Genomic DNA, 17,007 nt, shown 5'->3' on the forward strand with positions numbered 1-17,007 from the left:
CCCGGGTCGCGCGGACCCGGGCCTCGTGAGCCGGAACAGCCGGAGCCGCCGGAGCAGTCGTAAGGGGCGGCTCAGCCGACGACCGTCCAGGTGTCCCCGCCGGCCAGCAGCGCGGCCAGGTCGCCCTTGCCCCGCTGCTCGATCGCCGCGTCGAGCTGGTCGGCCATCGCGGTGTCGTAGACCGGGCGGTCGACGGACCGGAAGACACCGATCGGGGTGTGGTGGAGGGTGTCGGGGTCGGCCAGCCGGGACAGCGCGAACGCCGTGGTCGGGGAGGCCGCGTGCGCGTCGTGGACGAGGATCTCGGACTCGTTGGCCGGGGTGACGTCCACGACGGACAGGTCGCCGGTGCGCGCGTCCCGGACCACACCGCGCTCGCCTCCCCCACTCTCGGCTTCGCTCGAGCGGGAGGTGCCCCCAGCCCCGAAACGGATCGGCTGCCCGTGCTCCAGGCGGATCAGCGCCTCCTGGGCCTGCTGGCGGTCCTTGAGGGCGTCGAAGGCGCCGTCGTTGAAGATGTTGCAGTTCTGGTAGATCTCGATCAGCGCGGTGCCCGGGTGGGCGGCGGCCTGGCGCAGCACCTCGGTGAGGTGCTTGCGGTCGGAGTCGATGGTGCGGGCGACGAAGGACGCCTCGGCGCCGATGGCGAGGGAGACCGGGTTGAAGGGGGCGTCGAGGGAGCCCATCGGCGTCGACTTGGTGATCTTGCCGATCTCGGAGGTGGGGCTGTACTGGCCCTTGGTCAGGCCGTAGATCCGGTTGTTGAACAGCAGGATCTTGAGGTTGACGTTGCGGCGCAGGGCGTGGATGAGGTGGTTGCCGCCGATGGACAGCGCGTCGCCGTCACCGGTGACGACCCACACCGACAGGTCGCGGCGCGAGGTGGCCAGGCCGGTGGCGATGGCGGGGGCGCGGCCGTGGATGGAGTGCATCCCGTAGGTGTTCATGTAGTACGGGAAGCGGGAGGAGCAGCCGATGCCGGAGACGAAGACGATGTTCTCCCTGGCCAGTCCCAGCTCCGGCATGAAGCCCTGGACGGCCGCGAGGATCGCGTAGTCGCCGCAGCCGGGGCACCAGCGCACTTCCTGGTCGGACTTGAAGTCCTTCATGGACTGCCGGGCCTGGGCCTTCGGCACCAGGGAGAGCGCCTCGGCCGTGCCCGTGCCTTCCGTGGACGTCTCAGCCATCGATGGCCTCCTTGAGAGCCGTGGCGAGCTGTTCCGCCTTGAACGGCATGCCGTTGACCTGGTTGTACGAGTGTGCGTCCACCAGGTACTTCGCCCGGACCAGGGTGGCGAGCTGACCGAGGTTCATCTCGGGGATCACCACCTTGTCGTAGCCCCTCAGGACCGCGCCGAGGTTCTTCGGGAAGGGGTTGAGATGGCGCAGGTGCGCCTGCGCGATGGACTCCCCGGCCGCGCGCAGCCGGCGCACCGCCGCCGTGATGGGCCCGTAGGTGGAGCCCCAGCCCAGGACGAGGGTGCGCGCGCCGTCCGGGTCGTCGACCTCGACGTCCGGGACCTCGATGCCGTCGATCTTGGCCTGCCGGGTGCGGACCATGAAGTCGTGGTTGGCGGGGTCGTAGGAGATGTTGCCGGTGCCGTCCTGCTTCTCGATGCCGCCGATGCGGTGCTCCAGGCCCGGCGTGCCCGGGACCGCCCACGGGCGGGCCAGGGTCTCGGTGTCGCGCTTGTAGGGCCAGAACACCTCGGTGCCGTCGGCCGTGGTGTGGTTGGGGCCCTGCGCGAACTGCACGCGCAGGTCGGGCAGTTCGTCGGTCTCGGGGATGCGCCAGGGTTCGGAGCCGTTGGCGAGGTAGCCGTCGGAGAGCAGGAAGACCGGAGTGCGGTAGGTCAGCGCGATCCGGGCCGCCTCCAGGGCCGCGTCGAAGCAGTCCGCCGGGGTGCACGGGGCGACGACCGGGACCGGCGCCTCGCCGTTGCGGCCGTACATCGCCTGCAGCAGGTCCGCCTGCTCGGTCTTGGTGGGCAGGCCGGTGGACGGCCCGCCGCGCTGGATGTCCACCACCACCAGCGGCAGCTCCAGCGACACCGCGAGGCCGATCGTCTCGCTCTTGAGCGCCACGCCGGGGCCGGAGGTGGTCGTCACCGCGAGGGACCCGCCGAAGGCGGCCCCGAGGGCGGCGCCGATGCCGGCGATCTCGTCCTCGGCCTGGAAGGTCCGCACACCGAAGTTCTTGTGCTTGGACAGCTCGTGCAGGATGTCCGAGGCCGGGGTGATCGGGTAGGAGCCCAGGTACAGCGGCAGGTCCGCCTGGCGGGAGGCCGCCACCAGGCCGTACGCCAGGGCCAGGTTCCCGGAGATGTTGCGGTACGTGCCGACGGGGAAGGCCTTGGCGGCCGGGGCGACCTCGTAGGAGACCGCGAAGTCCTCCGTCGTCTCACCGAAGTTCCAGCCGGCGCGGAACGCGGCGATGTTCGCCGCCGCGATGTCCGGCTTCCGGGCGAACTTCGTCCGCAGGAACTTCTCCGTGCCCTCCGTGGGCCGGTGGTACATCCAGCTCAGCAGGCCCAGCGCGAACATGTTCTTGCTGCGCTCGGCCTCCTTGCGGGACAGGTCGAACTCCTTGAGGGCCTCGACCGTCAGGGTGGTCAGCGGCACCGGGTGCAGGTGGTAGCCGTCCAGCGAGCCGTCCTCCAGCGGAGAGGCGTCGTAGCCGACCTTCTGCATCGCGCGCTTGGTGAACTCGTCGGTGTTGACGATGATCTCCGCGCCGCGCGGCAGGTCGCCGACGTTGGCCTTCAGCGCGGCCGGGTTCATCGCGACCAGCACGTTCGGCGCGTCCCCGGGGGTCAGGATGTCGTGGTCGGCGAAGTGCAGCTGGAAGGAGGACACACCCGGCAGGGTTCCTGCGGGGGCCCGGATCTCGGCCGGGAAGTTCGGCAGCGTCGACAGATCGTTCCCGAACGTCGCCGTCTCCGAGGTGAAGCGGTCACCGGTGAGCTGCATACCGTCACCCGAGTCACCGGCGAACCGGATGATCACCCGGTCCAGGCGGCGGACGTCCTTGGTCCCGGCCGCCCTGCGCTGCTCTCCTACGACGGCACCATCGGCCTGCTCCGCTGGACTGCTGACCTGGCTGGTCACTGAACTGGACCTCCTTCGAGGCTGCTGTGTGGGAGCGGCCTTCCCGAAGACCTTCCCGGCTTCAACCCTACGACCGCGAGGGTCGCCTTCCTGGCATCGTTCGCATGCTGGACGTGCCGATGAGACGGCTCGCAGACTTCGAGACAGTGTCGGACGATCACGAGTTCAGATAGGTGAGCACGGCCAGAACACGCCGGTGATCCCCATCACTTTGGGACAGTCCGAGCTTGAGGAAGATGTTGCTGACGTGCTTCTCGACCGCGCCGTCGCTCACCACGAGCTGCCGGGCGATCGCCGAGTTCGTCCGCCCCTCGGCCATCAGTCCCAGCACCTCCCGCTCCCGCGGGGTGAGCCCGGCCAGCACGTCCTGCTTGCGGCTGCGGCCGAGCAACTGGGCGACGACCTCCGGATCCAGGGCCGTACCGCCCTCGGCCACCCGGACCACCGCGTCCACGAACTCGCGCACCTCGGCCACCCGGTCCTTGAGCAGATAGCCGACCCCGCGGCTGGAGCCGGCCAGCAGCTCGGTGGCGTACCGCTCCTCCACGTACTGCGAGAGCACGAGCACGCCCAGCTCGGGGTGCGCCTTGCGCAGCTGCACCGCGGCCCTGACCCCTTCGTCGGTGTGCGTCGGCGGCATGCGCACGTCCGCCACGACGACATCCGGCAGCGCCTGCTGGTCGTGCAGCTCCGCGATGGTCTTGATCAGCGCCTGGGCGTCCCCGACGCCCGCCACGACCTCGTGTCCGCGGTCGGTCAGCAGCCGGGTCAGGCCCTCCCTGAGCAGCACTGAATCCTCGGCGATGACCACCCGCACCCTGTCCTCCACGATCCTCGGCCCCCCACAGCCTCGCCCCACGGCCTTCCGTGCGACACGGTCCAGCATTCCAGTATTCGGAACGCGCCGCGCCCGGGCCAGGGGAAGTGTAGGGAGGCGACCAGATGTTTCGGCCTGCCGCCGCGACCGGAGCGGACGCGACGGCAGGCCGTCATCAGCGGACTTCTTGGGTGCTCAGCGCCGCCAGGGCAGCTCCGCCGTCACCCGGGTGGGGCCCCCGGACGGCGAGTCCACGACGAGGATCCCGTCCACCGCGTCCAGCCGCTCGGCCAGTCCTGCGAGGCCGGACCCCTTGGACACGTCCGCGTTCCCGACCCCGTCGTCCTCGACCTGGAGCATCAGCCGGTCCTCCGCCCGCCAGACGTCCACCGAGGCCGACCGTGCCCCGCTGTGCTTGCTGACGTTCTGGAGCAGCTCGGAGACCGTGAAGTAGGCGATCCCCTCGATGGCCGCCGCCGGCCGCTCGTCCAGATCGACCTCCACCCGCACCGGAACCGTGCAGCGCGAGGCCACCGCCGACAGGGCCGCGTCCAGGCCCCGGTCGGTGAGCACGGCCGGGTGGATGCCCCGCGCCAGGTCCCGCAGCTCCTGCAACGCGGTCTTCACCTCGCCGTGCGCCTCGTCCACCATCCGCGCCGCCGCCTGCGGATCCTCCGTCAGTTTCTCCTTGGCCAGGCCCAGGTCCATCGCCAGCGCCACCAGCCGGGCCTGCGCCCCGTCGTGCAGGTCCCGCTCGATGCGCCGCAGGTCAGCGGCGGCCGTGTCCACCACGACACCGCGGTCCGACTCCAGCTCCACCACGCGCGCCGACAGCCGCGACGGCCCCAGCAGCCCGTAAACCAGCACCCGGTCCACCATCGTCAGCGCTCGCACGATCCACGGCGTGGCCAGCGTGAACAGCAGCCCCACCAGCGCGGTCACCGTGATCTCGAAAGGATTGTCCAGATAGACGCCGTGCTGACCGTCGCCGTAGAGCTGGAGCCCGCCCTGGCCGGCCCACATCGGGAACACCCAGAACCACAGCGGATACGTCAGCAGGCTCCAGCCCAGCGTCCAGAAGACCAGCGACACCGAGAAGGAGAACACCGCCCACGGAAAGTGCAGGATCGCGTAGAGCAGGGCCCGCCAGGAGGCGCCGCTCTTCAGGAGGGCTCCCGTCCAGGCCAGGACGCCCGGCTTCGCCGCCCGCAGCGGCTGCGGCTCGGCCACCTCCAGGCCGAGCAGCCGGCGCGCCCGCGCCCGCTCCAGCACGCCGAACAGGCGGCAGCCGGCGAGCGTCGCCGCCAGCACCGGGACACCCAGGAACGTCACCAGCAGGCCCGCGCCCAGCGACACCATCGTCACCGCGTAGGTGAACAGCATGATGCCGATCGGCAGGTTCAGCAGCACGTACCCGAACTCGCGCCAGCTGCGCGCCTCGAACGGCGCCCGCAGCCCGGCCGGCAGCAGGTGCCGTTCCCGGCGGGTGCCACCGTCGTGGAACCCGCCCGCGCTGTAGGGCCCGTACCCCGGTGCGTGCTGCGATCGGTACTGGGTGGCCATCGGCGTCGTCCCGTCCCCTCGTTCCGTGTCTCCTGCGGCTGTTCCGCCGTACTCCCAGGGTGCTCGGCCCCGCCCGGCGGGACCATGGAGCACGTCGGCGTCCTGGGCGGGGGGTTTTCCCTACCTCCGGCGGGGGGCGCCCCTGCCGGAGGCGGCCACGCCGGACCCGGCCGGGTCCGCCCCGTCCGTGCGGTCCCGCCACGGCAGCTCCGCCGTGACCGTCGTCGGACCGCCCGGCGGCGACTCGACGACGAACAGGCCGTCCACCGCGTCCAGCCGCTCGGCCAGACCGCGCATGCCCGTCCCGCCGTCCAGCCGGGCGCCGCCGCTGCCGTCGTCACCGACCTGGATCAGCAGCCGGTCGTCGGTCCGCCAGACGTCGACGGAGGCGGACCGTGCCCCGCTGTGCTTGCTGACGTTCTGGAGCAGCTCGGAGACCGTGAAGTAGGCGATGCCCTCGATGGCTGCGGCCGGACGTGCCTCCAGCTCGACCGTCACCTGCACCGGAACCGTGCAGCGCGAGGCCACCGCCGACAGGGCCGCGTCCAGGCCCCGGTCGGTGAGCACGGCGGGATGGATGCCCCGGGCCAGGTCGCGCAACTCCTGGAGCGCGAGCTTCACCTCGCCGTGCGCCTCCTCGACCATCGCGGCGACATGCTCGTCCGACTGCCCCTCCAGCAGTTTCTCCTTGGCCAGGCCCAGACCCATGGCCAGATTGACCAGCCGGGCCTGCGCCCCGTCGTGCAGGTCCCGCTCGATGCGCCGCAGATCCGCGGCGGCCGTGTCCACCACGACCCCGCGGTCCGACTCCAGCTCGGCGATCCGCCGCTCCAACTCGTCGGACGGCGACAGCAGGCCGCGCACCATCGCCCGGTCCACGTTCGCCAGGCCCCGCGCGACGAAGGGCAGCACCGGCCAGAGCACGAAGAGCGAGACCAGCGTCACCGCGAAGGTGAGCACCCCCCAGGGCATCCGTATGAAGTGGTAGAGCGACGAACGCCAGCCCACCGGGTCCTTCAGCGCCGTCCAGATCCGCCCGACCAGTCCCTCCGCGCCGTGCTGCGACAGCGGGCTCGGCTCGTCGATCCGCACCCCGAGCAGCGCCCGCGCCCGCGCCCGCTCCAGCCGGCCCAGCAACCGCGAGCCCATCAGCCCGAGCGCAAGCAGCGGGAAACCGATCACGGTGAGCGTCAGCGCGCTGCCGGTCGTCAGCACCGTCACCACATAGACGAAGCCGCACAGCGACACTGGCAGATTCACCAGCAGATGCGTGATCTCCTTCCAGGTGGGCAGGTCGTAGGCGAAACGGGCCGGCGGCAGCCGGTCCCCGGCGCCGTCTGCCGCGGGATCGGCGGCGGGAATGCGAGCGGTCATAGGGGCCAGCGTGCCGTGCCGCGGCCGACGGCGCCATGAGGTGGGCCGCCCTCACCCACTGGGGAAAACCCCACCTCCGCGTCCCACGGTGTGACGGGCTGCTTACCCGTCCTTTATCAGGGCCTAGACTCCCGTGCGTACAGATCGTCGAACAGGCGAACACCACGGGGCAGGGGAAACGGGCCCGACAGGGCCAGGGAGTGAGGGAACGGACGGTGCGGGAGACGTTGCGGGGGTCGACCGCCGTCGTCGCGGCGGACTACTTCCAGTCCTACTCGGTCGTCGGACTGCTCGCCCTCGTCGGCGTGCTGTTCGTCGCCGTCGCCTTCGGCGCGGGACGCCTGCTGCGCCCGGTGGTCCCCACCCCGGAGAAACTGCTGACGTACGAGTGCGGCGTCGACCCCGTCGGCGAGGGCTGGGCGCACACCCAGGTCCGCTACTACGTCTACGCGTTCCTGTACGTGATCTTCGCCGTCGACTCGATCTTCCTGTTCCCCTGGGCGACGGTCTTCGCCGCCCCCGGTTACGGCGCGACGACGCTCGTGGAGATGTTCATCTTCCTCGGCTTCCTGGCCGTGGGCCTGCTGTACGCATACAAGAAGGGCGTCCTGGCATGGACGTGACCCCCCGCACCCCCGAACCGGTGCCGCTGCCGGAGCCGAAGCGGCTGGGCGCGCTCGCCCGGCTCGCCCCGGAGCCGATGAAGGTCGTCCTGAACTGGGGCCGGCGCTACTCGCTCTGGGTCTTCAACTTCGGCCTCGCCTGCTGCGCGATCGAGTTCATCGCCGCGTCGATGGCCCGGCACGACTTCATCCGCCTCGGCGTGATCCCGTTCGCGCCCGGGCCCCGCCAGGCCGACCTGATGGTGGTGTCCGGCACGGTCACGGACAAGATGGCCCCGGCGGTCAAGCGGCTGTACGAGCAGATGCCGGAGCCCAAGTACGTCATCTCCTTCGGCGCCTGCTCCAACTGCGGCGGCCCCTACTGGGACTCGTACTCCGTCACCAAGGGCGTCGACCAGATCATCCCGGTGGACGTCTACGTCCCCGGCTGCCCGCCGCGCCCCGAGGCGCTGCTCCAGGGGATCCTGAAACTCCAGGAGAAGATCGCGCGCGAGTCCCTGGGGGAGCGATACGCGACCGGGGCGGCCCGCCCGTCGACGGCCGCGCTGCAGAGCGGGCTCGTACGGCCGCCGGCCACCGCGACCACCGGCGAGGGGGACCCGCGATGAGTGGGGCCGGCTGGCTGCCCGCACCCGTCGAGGAACTCTTCGGGACCGGCGCCACGGCGGAGGAGTCCTACGAGGTCCTGACGGTGGACGTGCCGCCGGACACGTGGATCTCCGCGCTGCTGACCGCCCGCGACGAGCTGGGCTGCACGTACTTCGACTGGCTGAGCGCCGTCGACGAGCCGGGCACGGGCTTTCGCGTCTCGGCCCACGTCGTCGCCCTCGCCCCGGTACGGCGCCTGCTGGTGCGTACGACGGTCGCGCACGAGGCGCCCGTCCTGCCCACCGCGGTGGACGTCTACGCGGGCGCGGCCTGGCACGAACGGGAGACGCACGAGATGTTCGGCGTCTCCTTCCGGGACCATCCCGGCCTGGACCACCTCCTCCTGCCGGAGACCTTCGAGGGCCACCCGCTCCGCAAGGACTTCGTCCTCGCGGCCCGCGTCGCCAAGGCCTGGCCGGGCGCCAAGGAACCTGGGGAGCCTGCGGCGGGTGTCGCCCACGGCGGCCCCAAGCGCCGCCAGATGCTGCCGCCGGGCGTGCCCGACCCCAACGAGTGGGGCCCCCAGAAGGGCCAGCTCCCGCCGGCCCCGTCCCGCCCGGCGCGGGGCGCGGCCCGAGCGGCGGGCGACCGCCCGGTCCGCCGCACCCGCACGGCGGCGGAGGGCTCGACCGGCCGGACGGAGACGGCACCACCCGCCACGGGGCCCCGCCGCACGCGCAGCGCCGGCGAGGGCTCGGCAAGCCAGACGGCTCACCGCGACGAGACGGTGACGGGACCCACGGATGCCCCCGGGCCCACCGCGGCGGCGGAAGCCGGAACGGCACCCGAGCGCGCCGCGACCCCGCCCCCGGCCACGCCACCGAAGGCCGAGCCGCCCGCCGAGAACACACGGGAGGACGGCGACCGCCGCCCGGCGGCCGACGGGTCGGCGCCGCAGCGGGCCGGGGCCGCGGGGGCTCGGCGGGCGCGGAGTGCGAGCGAGGGCTCGGCGTCCCAGCGCGGGCAGGCGGCGGCTCCCGAGCCGTCCACGCAACCGCGCGGTTCGGACGCCCCCTGGCACCACGCCCGCCCGGCGTTCGATGAACCCGAACCGAAACCGGGACCGGCCCCCGAGGACGACGGCCCCGACGCCACCGAACCCCCCACCACGCCCGACGAACCGGAAGGAGGCCCGCGGTGAACGACGCCGTCGACGTCGCCCTGCGACTGGTCATCGTCTTCGCGGTGTTCCTGACCTTCCCCCTGATCGTGGGGCAGACCGAGCACAAGGTGATGGCGCACATGCAGGGCCGCCTCGGCCCCATGTACGCCGGCGGCTTCCACGGCTGGGCCCAACTCGTCGCGGACGGCGTGAAGTTCGCACAGAAGGAGGATGTGGTCCCGGCCGACGCCGACCGCCGTGTCTTCCAGCTCGCCCCCGCCGTGGCCCTGCTGCCCTACCTCCTCGTGCTGCTCGCCATCCCGATCGGCCCCGGCGAGGGCGCCGTCGGTCAGGTCCTCGACGCGGGCATCTTCTTCGTGCTCGCGGTCATGGCCGTCGGAGTCCTCGGCTCGCTCATGGCCGGCTGGGCCTCCGCCAACAAGTTCTCCCTCCTCGGCGGCCTGCGCACCGCCGCCCAGCTCCTCGCCTACGAACTGCCGATGCTGCTCGCCGCCGCCTCCGTGGCGATGGCGGCAGGCACGGTCTCCCTGCCCGGCATCGTCCACGCCTTCCACTGGTGGTGGCTGCCCTGGCAGATCGTCGGCGCGATCGTCTTCTTCGTCGCAGGCCTCGCCGAACTGCAACGCCCGCCGTTCGACATGCCCGTCGCCGACTCGGAGATCATCTTCGGCGCGTACACCGAGTACACCGGTCTGCGCTTCGCCCTGTTCCTGCTCGCCGAGTACGCCGGGATCGTCGTCCTGTGCGGCCTGACCACCGTCCTCTTCCTGGGCGGCTGGCACGGCCCCTGGGGCGACGCCGGCCTCGGCTGGGTCTGGACCCTGCTGAAGACGGCGGTCCTCGCCTTCGTGGTCATCTGGCTCCGCGTCACCTACCCGCGGCTGCGCGAGGACCAGCTCCAGAAGTTCTCCTGGACCCTCCTCGTCCCCCTTTCCCTCGCCCAGATCGCCCTCACCGGCATCGTCAAGGTGGTGATCCAGTAGCCATGGCCCCCATCCCCGGCAGCGGCCTGGCCAAGGGCCTGGCCGTCACCCTCCGCACGATGACGAAGAAGACCGTCACCGAGCAGTACCCCGACGTCCAGCCCGGCCTCCCGCCGCGCACCCGCGGCGTCATCGGCCTGTTCGAGGAGAACTGCACCGTCTGCATGCTGTGCGCCCGCGAGTGCCCGGACTGGTGCATCTACATCGACTCCCACAAGGAGACGGTCCCCGCGGCGACCCCCGGCGGCCGCGAACGCAGCCGCAACGTCCTCGACCGCTTCGCCATCGACTTCTCCCTGTGCATGTACTGCGGTATCTGCATCGAGGTCTGCCCCTTCGACGCCCTGTTCTGGTCCCCGGAGTTCGAGTACGCCGAGACCGACATCCGCGACCTCACCCACGAGCGCGACAAGCTGCGCGAGTGGATGTGGACCGTGCCCGCGCCACCCGCCCTCGACCCCGGCGCCGAGGAGCCCAAGGAGATCGCCGCCGCCCGCAGGACCGCCGAGAAGCTGGCGGCCGCGCAGGCCGAACCGCGGGAGGGGGACGCGTGAGCCTCGCCGCCGCAAGCCACGGCTTCCTCTCGCCGACCGGCGTCGAGATCGCCTTCCTCCTCGTCGGCCTGGTCACCTTCGGCGCCGCCCTCGTCACCGTCACCACCCGGCAGCTCGTGCACGCCGCCCTGTGGCTGGTGGTCACCCTCGGCGGCCTTGCCGTGGAGTACCTGCTGCTCACCGCCGAGTTCATCGCCTGGGTGCAGGTCCTCATCTACGTGGGTTCCGTCGTCGTCCTCCTCCTGTTCGGCCTGATGCTCACCAAGGCGCCCATCGGCCGCTCCCCGGACGCCGACTCCGGCAACCGCTGGGCCGCCCTGACCGTGGCCGTCGCCGCCGCGGCCGCCCTGGTCTGGGTGGTCGTCGACGCCTTCCGCGCCACCTGGATCGACCTGGACGGCGCCGCCGCCGGATCGACGAGGGTCACCGGCGAGAGCCTGTTCCAGAACTGGGTCCTGCCCTTCGAGGCCCTCTCCGTCCTCCTCCTGGCCGCGCTGGTCGGTGCGATCGTCCTGTCCCGCAAGGCGAAGGCGGCCGATTCCGCCGCCCAATCCGCTGCCGCCACCCCGGCCGCGGGAACCGACGGCGACCCGGGCGCGAAGGAAGGTGTCCGCTGATGCACCTCGCCTATCCCGCCGTGCTCTCCGCCCTCCTGTTCTGCACCGGCCTGTACGGCGTCCTCGCCCGCCGCAACGCGATCCTGGTCCTGATGTCCGTCGAGCTCATGCTCAACGCCGTCAACCTCAACCTGGTCGCCTTCGACGTCTGGCTCAGCAGGGCCGCGATCGAGACCCTGCACTCCGGGCAGGCCCTGACCCTGTTCACCATCGCCATCGCCGCCGCCGAGATCGGCATCGGCCTGGCGATCGTCCTCGCCGTCCACCGCAACCGCGGCACCTCGGACATCGACCGGCTCCGCGACTCCGCCGAGGGCCCCGACGACTCCGACGACGGCCCCCACGGCGCCGCCGCGACAGCAGAGGCCGCCGAGAAGGCTGAGGCCACCGCGTGACCACGACCACCCTCGCCGTCCTCGTTCCGCTCCTTCCGTTCCTCGGCGCCGTGGCCGGCCTGCTGCTCGGCCGCACCGCGCCCGGCTTCGTCCGCCCGCTCGCCGTCCTGCCGACCCTCGCCTCCCTGGTCCTGGCCGTGCTGGTCGCCGCGGACCAGGGCGGCGGCCGGGCCGTCGACGCAGCCACCGAGCTCACCCCCACCGGCTCGGTGCCCATCGAACTCGCCCTGCACATCGACGGCTTCGCCGCGCTCGTCGCCGTGCTGGTCGCCGTCGTCGCCACCTGCGTGCAGATCTACTCCACGGGCTACCTGCGCGACGACCCGCGCTACCCCTCGTACGCCGCGCTCGTCTCCCTGTTCACCTCCGCGATGCTGCTCGTCGTCTACTCCGGCGACCTGATCGTGCTGCTGGTCGGCTGGGAGGTCATGGGCATCTGCTCCTACTTCCTGGTCGGCCACTACTGGGAGACCCCCGAGGCCCGCGCCGCCTCCATCAAGGCCTTCCTGGTCACCAAGCTCGGCGACGTGCCCTTCCTGATCGGCCTGTTCGCGCTCGGCACCGACGCGGGATCCTTCCGGATCACCAAGGTCCTCGGCGCCGTCGCGAGCGGCGGACTGCACCACCCGACCCTGATCGCCCTGCTGCTCCTCGCCGGCGTGGCGGGCAAGTCGGCGCAGTTCCCGCTGCACACCTGGCTCCCCGACGCCATGGCCGGCCCGACGCCCGTCTCCGCGCTGATCCACGCCGCGACGATGGTCGCCGCCGGTGTCTACTTCGTCGCCCGGCTCCTCCCCGTCTTCCAGGCCTCCTCGGCCGCGATGGTCGTCCTCGCCGTCATGGCCGCCGTGACGATGGCCGGCTCGGCGCTCGCCGCGCTCGCCCAGGACGACATCAAACGCGTCCTCGCCTACTCGACGATCGGCCAGCTCGGCTACATGACCGGCGCGCTCGCCGTCGGCGACCGCGGCGCGGCCGTCTTCCACCTCCTGTCGCACGGCGCCTTCAAGGCGCTGCTGTTCCTCGCGGCCGGCGTGATCATCCACGCGTCCGGCACCAACTCACTGGCCGCCATGTCCCGCATGAGCAACCTGCGCGCCCGCGTCCCGGACGCCTACTGGACGATGACCGTGGCGCTCCTCGCCCTCGCCGCGATCCCTCCCTTCAGCGGCTTCTTCTCCAAGGAGTCCGTCCTCGGCGCCGCCGAACGCGCGGCCACCGGCCACACCGGCCACGCCCCCGCGGCGGCCGGCTGGACCGTCCTCGTGGCCGGTCTCCTCACCGCCCTGCTCACCGGCGCCTACGCCATGCGCCTGTGGCTGCTGGCCTTCCGCGGCCGGGGCGCAGAGGCCCCCGACCACGGCAGGCAGCCCCTCGTCATGAACGCCGTGCTCTGGGTGCTCGCCATTCCGTCCCTCGCCTTCGGCGGCCTCGCCTTCCGGCTCCTGCCCGGATGGTTCGACGGCCGGGACCTGACCCCCACGCTCGTCACCTCCGTCCTCGGCACCGGCGTGGCCCTGGTCGGCGGCATCGTCATCTTCGGCGCCTGGCAGCACACCACCGCGCTCGCCGCCCGGACCCCCCTCGGTGCCGTCGCCGCCCACCCCGAGGGCGGCGCCGGACTCGTCGAGGCCGAGGCCATCGCCACCCACCGGCCCGGGTACGGGGACATCGCCCACGCGCCCGACCCCGCCGACCCCGGACGGCTGCTGCTCGGACCGCTGCACCGGCACGCGGCCGCCGGCTTCCACCTCGACGCCGTGTACACGGCCCTTTTCGTCCGCCCGGTGCTGGCCGGAGCGAGCCTCGTCCGGTTCCTCGACCGGGAGGTCGTCGAGACCTACGTACGCGGCGCCGGAGCCGTACCCCGCCTGCTCGGAGCCGCCGTACGGCGCGCCCAGACCGGCAACGTCCAGACCTATGTGAGCGCGCTGCTCGCCGGCACCGTCGTCCTGGCGGTCGCCGCCGTCCTTCTGGCCACGGGAGCGTGAGCAGGCGTGATCGATATCAACGAGTCCGTGATGCAGTTCCTTCTGGCATTCCTCGTCGCCGGCCCGCTCCTCGGGGCGCTCGCCGCCCTCCTGCCCGCGCCGCCCGGACTGAAGGGGAAGTCGCCCGAGCAGGCCGTGCTCCGGCACGGCGTGACCGTGACCGGCGCGATCCTTGCCGCGGCGATCGTCCTCGCCGCCGGCTTCGACCACGCCCACCCGTCGAGGATGCAGGCCACGACCGACATCAGCTGGATCCCCGCGCTCCATGTGCGCATCCACCTCGGCGTCGACGGCATTTCCCTCCCCCTCGTCGTACTGACCGCGCTGCTGACCTTCCTCTGCGCGCTGTACTCCTACTTCAAGCCGCCCACGGGACCCACCCCGAAGGCGTTCGTCGCGCTGCTGCTCCTGCTCGAGTCCGGCACCCTCGCGACCTTCGCCGTCCTCGACCTGCTGCTGTTCTTCCTCGCGTTCGAGATGGTCCTCATCCCGATGTACTTCCTCATCGCCCGCTGGGGCGGCGAGGGCCGTCAGGCCGCCGCCTGGCGGTTCATCCTCTACACCCTGCTCGGCTCGGTCGTCATGCTGCTCGGCCTGCTCCTCGTCGGGCTCAGGGCCGGCACCTTCGACATGGTGGCACTCGCCACTGACAACGGCCGGTCACTGACCGCATCGGTGCAGGTCATCGCCGTTCTGGCGATCGGTCTCGGACTCGCGGTCAAGACGCCGATGTGGCCGCTGCACAGCTGGCTGCCGGACGCCCACACGGCCGCCCCGACCGTCGGCTCGGTGCTGCTGGCCGGCGTCCTGCTGAAAATGGGCACGTACGGGTTCGTCCGCATCCTGCTGCCGATCGCACCCGACGGCTTCCGCACCCTCGCGCCCTACCTCGCAGCCCTCGCCGTCGTCGGGATCATCTACGGATCCCTGGCCTGCCTCGCCCTCGCCCGGCGGGGCGCGAAGGGCGACCTCAAGCGGCTCATCGCCTACTCCTCCGTCGGCCACATGGGCTTCGTCCTGCTCGGCATCGCCACGATGACCCCCACCGGCGTGAACGGCGCCCTGTTCGCCAACATCGCCCACGGCCTCATCACCGGCCTGCTGTTCTTCCTGGTGGGCGCGCTCAAGGACCGCACCGGTACCACCGACCTCGACGCCCTCGCCGACAAGTCGGGCGCCGCGCTGTACGGAAAGGCCCCGCGCCTCGGCGCGCTCCTCGCCTTCGGCGCCGTCGCCTCGCTCGGACTGCCGGGCCTCGCCGGGTTCTGGGGCGAGATGCTCGCCCTGTTCGGCTCGTTCCGGCCCGCCGCCGACCTCAGCCGGCCCGCCTTCCTCGCCTTCATGGCGATCGGCGCCTTCGGCACCCTGCTCACCGCCGCGTACATGCTCGTCGTGGTCCGCCGCGTCTGCATGGGCGACGTACCGCGGCAGGCACCGCGGCTCGCCGACGTCCGGGGCTACGAGTTCGCGGCCTGGACCCCGCTCGTCGCCCTCACCGTCCTCGCCGGACTCTGGCCGAAGGCCCTGCTCGGGCTCACCGACCCGGCCGTGCAGCAGCTCCTCGCAGGAGGCACCCGATGAGCGCCCTGGCCCAGACGGCGGCCCCGTCGGTGGTCCAGTCCGTCGACTGGCTCGCCGTCGCGCCGCCCACCCTCACCGCGGTGATCGCCCTCGTGGTCCTCGTCGCCGACCTCTTCCTGCCGCAAGCGCGCAAGCCCCTCCTCGGCCGGCTCTCCGTCGGGGGACTCGCCGCCGCCGCGCTGCTGCTCCTGCCGCTCCTCGACGGCGACCGCGCCACGTTCTGCCAGTCCGGCCTGCCCGACGCGTGCAGCTACACCGCCGACCGTTTCACCCTCGTCATCCAGTTCCTCGTGCTCGGCGGGGCCCTCCTGACCGCGCTGCTGTCGGCCACCGCGCTGAAGGACGCGCGCAGGGCACTGCCCGAGGGGGAGTTCTGGTTCCTGCTGCTGGCCTCCGCCGCCGGTGCCGCGCTCCTGCCCGCCGCCCGCGACCTGGCGACCCTCGTCGTGGCCCTGGAGGTCGCCTCCCTGCCCGCCTTCGCCCTCGTCGGTCTCCGCAACGGCGACCGCAGGTCCTCCGACGCGGCCCTGAAGTTCTTCCTGTCCTCGGTCACCGCGACCGCCGTCAGCCTGCTCGGCGTCAGCTTCGTCTACGCCACCACCGGCACCCTCTACCTCACCCGGATCGCCGAACGCATCCAGCACGTCGACGGACAGTTCCACACGCTCGCCCAGACCGGCGTCGTCCTCACCCTCGTCGGCTTCGCCTTCAAGACCGCCGCCGTCCCCTTCCACTTCTGGGTGCCCGACACCTACGTGGGAGCCCCCCTGCCGGTCGCCGCCTACCTGTCGGTCGTCGGCAAGGCCGTCGGCTTCACCGGACTGATCCTCGTCACCGTCGTCGCCTTCCCGTCGTACTCGGGCGCCTGGGGTCCCGCGATGGCCGTGCTCGCCGCGCTCACCATGACCGTCGGCAACGTCGGCGCCCTGCGCCAGCGGGCCACGCGCGCGTACAGCGCGGTACGGCTGCTCGCCTGGTCCTCCGTCGGCCAGGCCGGTTACCTCCTGGTGCCGATCGCCGCCGCCGGCTACTCCAGGGATCCGCAGAAGTCGATCGGCTCCACGGTCGCCTACGCGCTCATGTACGCCGCCGTGAACATCGGTGCCTTCGCCGTGGCCGCGCTCGTGGGCCGGACGAGGGAACGCAACCGCGTCAGCGACTACCGCGGCCTGTACGCCACCAACCCGCTGACCGCCCTGCTGCTGGCCTTCTTCCTGCTCTGCCTGGCCGGCCTTCCGCCCGGCGTCATCGGGCTGTTCGCCAAGGTCACCGTGTTCTCCGCGGCCGTCGACGCCGGACTCGGCTGGCTCGCCGTCGTCATGGCCGTCAACGTCGTCATCGCGCTGTTCTACTACCTCCAGTGGACGGCCCTGCTGTTCCGCGCCCCCGAGGGCGAACCCGTCCGGCATCGCGTCCCGGCCCCCCTCACCGCCGCCCTCGCCCTGACGGGCGTCCTCGGCGTGGCCCTCTCCGGCGCCCCCCAACTGGTGCTCCGCTTCGCCGGCACCGGCCTGTTCTGAGCGCCCGGGGCCTCGCCACACGCGCGTAGGAGCCCCACGCGCGCGTACGGGCCACTGGGCCTCGCCACACGCCTGCAGGAGCCACCCAGGCCTGCCCACGCGCGTGTGGG

15 protein-coding genes are annotated in these 17,007 nt (G+C 72.1%); 10 read left to right on the plus strand and 5 right to left on the minus strand.

What is annotated here, in order from left to right:
- Positions 1-71 precede the first annotated feature (71 nt).
- From ACIOWN_RS23865 to ACIOWN_RS23885, 5 genes are all read right to left on the minus strand, one after another.
- Positions 72-1,187 carry a 2-oxoacid:ferredoxin oxidoreductase subunit beta gene (locus ACIOWN_RS23865; protein ID WP_100569696.1) on the minus strand — a complete coding sequence of 372 codons (1,116 nt, stop codon included), beginning with the start codon at positions 1,185-1,187 and terminating at the stop codon, positions 72-74.
- Positions 1,180-3,108 (minus strand): 2-oxoacid:acceptor oxidoreductase subunit alpha, encoded by a 1,929-nt coding sequence (locus tag ACIOWN_RS23870; protein WP_362355697.1) that lies wholly within the window; start codon positions 3,106-3,108, stop codon positions 1,180-1,182. Before ACIOWN_RS23870 ends, ACIOWN_RS23865 begins: the two co-directional genes overlap by 8 nt.
- A 157-nt stretch (positions 3,109-3,265) precedes the next feature.
- Complete coding sequence (locus ACIOWN_RS23875; protein ID WP_362355745.1) at positions 3,266-3,925, minus strand: response regulator transcription factor; 660 nt, start codon at positions 3,923-3,925, stop codon at positions 3,266-3,268.
- Positions 3,926-4,120: 195 nt separating this feature from the next.
- Positions 4,121-5,488, minus strand: a complete 1,368-nt coding sequence (locus ACIOWN_RS23880; protein WP_401983307.1) for a sensor histidine kinase — start codon at positions 5,486-5,488, stop codon at positions 4,121-4,123.
- Positions 5,489-5,608: 120 nt separating this feature from the next.
- The gene (locus tag ACIOWN_RS23885) at positions 5,609-6,862 is read right to left on the minus strand and encodes a sensor domain-containing protein (RefSeq protein ID WP_362355701.1); all 1,254 of its coding nucleotides are present in this window, start codon (positions 6,860-6,862) and stop codon (positions 5,609-5,611) included.
- Between the two features lie 215 nt (positions 6,863-7,077).
- Here ACIOWN_RS23885 and ACIOWN_RS23890 point away from each other — a divergent pair, with 215 nt between their 5' ends.
- The 10 genes from ACIOWN_RS23890 to ACIOWN_RS23935 are packed head-to-tail and all read left to right on the plus strand — an operon-like array spanning position 7,078 to position 16,897.
- Complete coding sequence (locus ACIOWN_RS23890) at positions 7,078-7,485, plus strand: NADH-quinone oxidoreductase subunit A (RefSeq protein ID WP_141359431.1); 408 nt, start codon at positions 7,078-7,080, stop codon at positions 7,483-7,485.
- Positions 7,476-8,093 carry an NADH-quinone oxidoreductase subunit B family protein gene (locus ACIOWN_RS23895; RefSeq protein ID WP_362355703.1) on the plus strand — a complete coding sequence of 206 codons (618 nt, stop codon included), beginning with the start codon at positions 7,476-7,478 and terminating at the stop codon, positions 8,091-8,093. Before ACIOWN_RS23890 ends, ACIOWN_RS23895 begins: the two co-directional genes overlap by 10 nt.
- Entirely contained in the window at positions 8,090-9,274 is a 1,185-nt protein-coding gene (locus ACIOWN_RS23900) for an NADH-quinone oxidoreductase subunit C (protein WP_401983308.1), read from the plus strand. The genes ACIOWN_RS23895 and ACIOWN_RS23900 overlap by 4 nt, the downstream gene beginning before the upstream one ends.
- Entirely contained in the window at positions 9,271-10,239 is a 969-nt protein-coding gene (locus ACIOWN_RS23905; protein ID WP_362355707.1) for a complex I subunit 1 family protein, read from the plus strand. The genes ACIOWN_RS23900 and ACIOWN_RS23905 overlap by 4 nt, the downstream gene beginning before the upstream one ends.
- Positions 10,240-10,241: 2 nt before the next feature.
- The gene (locus ACIOWN_RS23910) at positions 10,242-10,793 is read left to right on the plus strand and encodes an NADH-quinone oxidoreductase subunit I (RefSeq protein ID WP_362355709.1); all 552 of its coding nucleotides are present in this window, start codon (positions 10,242-10,244) and stop codon (positions 10,791-10,793) included.
- Positions 10,790-11,410 carry an NADH-quinone oxidoreductase subunit J gene (locus tag ACIOWN_RS23915; RefSeq protein WP_362355711.1) on the plus strand — a complete coding sequence of 207 codons (621 nt, stop codon included), beginning with the start codon at positions 10,790-10,792 and terminating at the stop codon, positions 11,408-11,410. Before ACIOWN_RS23910 ends, ACIOWN_RS23915 begins: the two co-directional genes overlap by 4 nt.
- On the plus strand, positions 11,410-11,805 hold the full coding sequence (gene nuoK, locus ACIOWN_RS23920) for an NADH-quinone oxidoreductase subunit NuoK (RefSeq protein ID WP_358736391.1): 396 nt from the start codon (positions 11,410-11,412) through the stop codon (positions 11,803-11,805). Before ACIOWN_RS23915 ends, nuoK begins: the two co-directional genes overlap by 1 nt.
- The gene (locus ACIOWN_RS23925; protein WP_401983309.1) at positions 11,802-13,796 is read left to right on the plus strand and encodes an NADH-quinone oxidoreductase subunit L; all 1,995 of its coding nucleotides are present in this window, start codon (positions 11,802-11,804) and stop codon (positions 13,794-13,796) included. Before nuoK ends, ACIOWN_RS23925 begins: the two co-directional genes overlap by 4 nt.
- A 6-nt stretch (positions 13,797-13,802) precedes the next feature.
- Positions 13,803-15,377 carry an NADH-quinone oxidoreductase subunit M gene (locus ACIOWN_RS23930; RefSeq protein ID WP_362355715.1) on the plus strand — a complete coding sequence of 525 codons (1,575 nt, stop codon included), beginning with the start codon at positions 13,803-13,805 and terminating at the stop codon, positions 15,375-15,377.
- Entirely contained in the window at positions 15,374-16,897 is a 1,524-nt protein-coding gene (locus tag ACIOWN_RS23935; RefSeq protein WP_362355717.1) for an NADH-quinone oxidoreductase subunit N, read from the plus strand. Before ACIOWN_RS23930 ends, ACIOWN_RS23935 begins: the two co-directional genes overlap by 4 nt.
- The last annotated feature ends 110 nt before the right edge of the window (positions 16,898-17,007 follow it).

Source organism: Streptomyces sp. NPDC087787, from assembly GCF_044743035.1.
Taxonomy (GTDB): domain Bacteria; phylum Actinomycetota; class Actinomycetes; order Streptomycetales; family Streptomycetaceae; genus Streptomyces.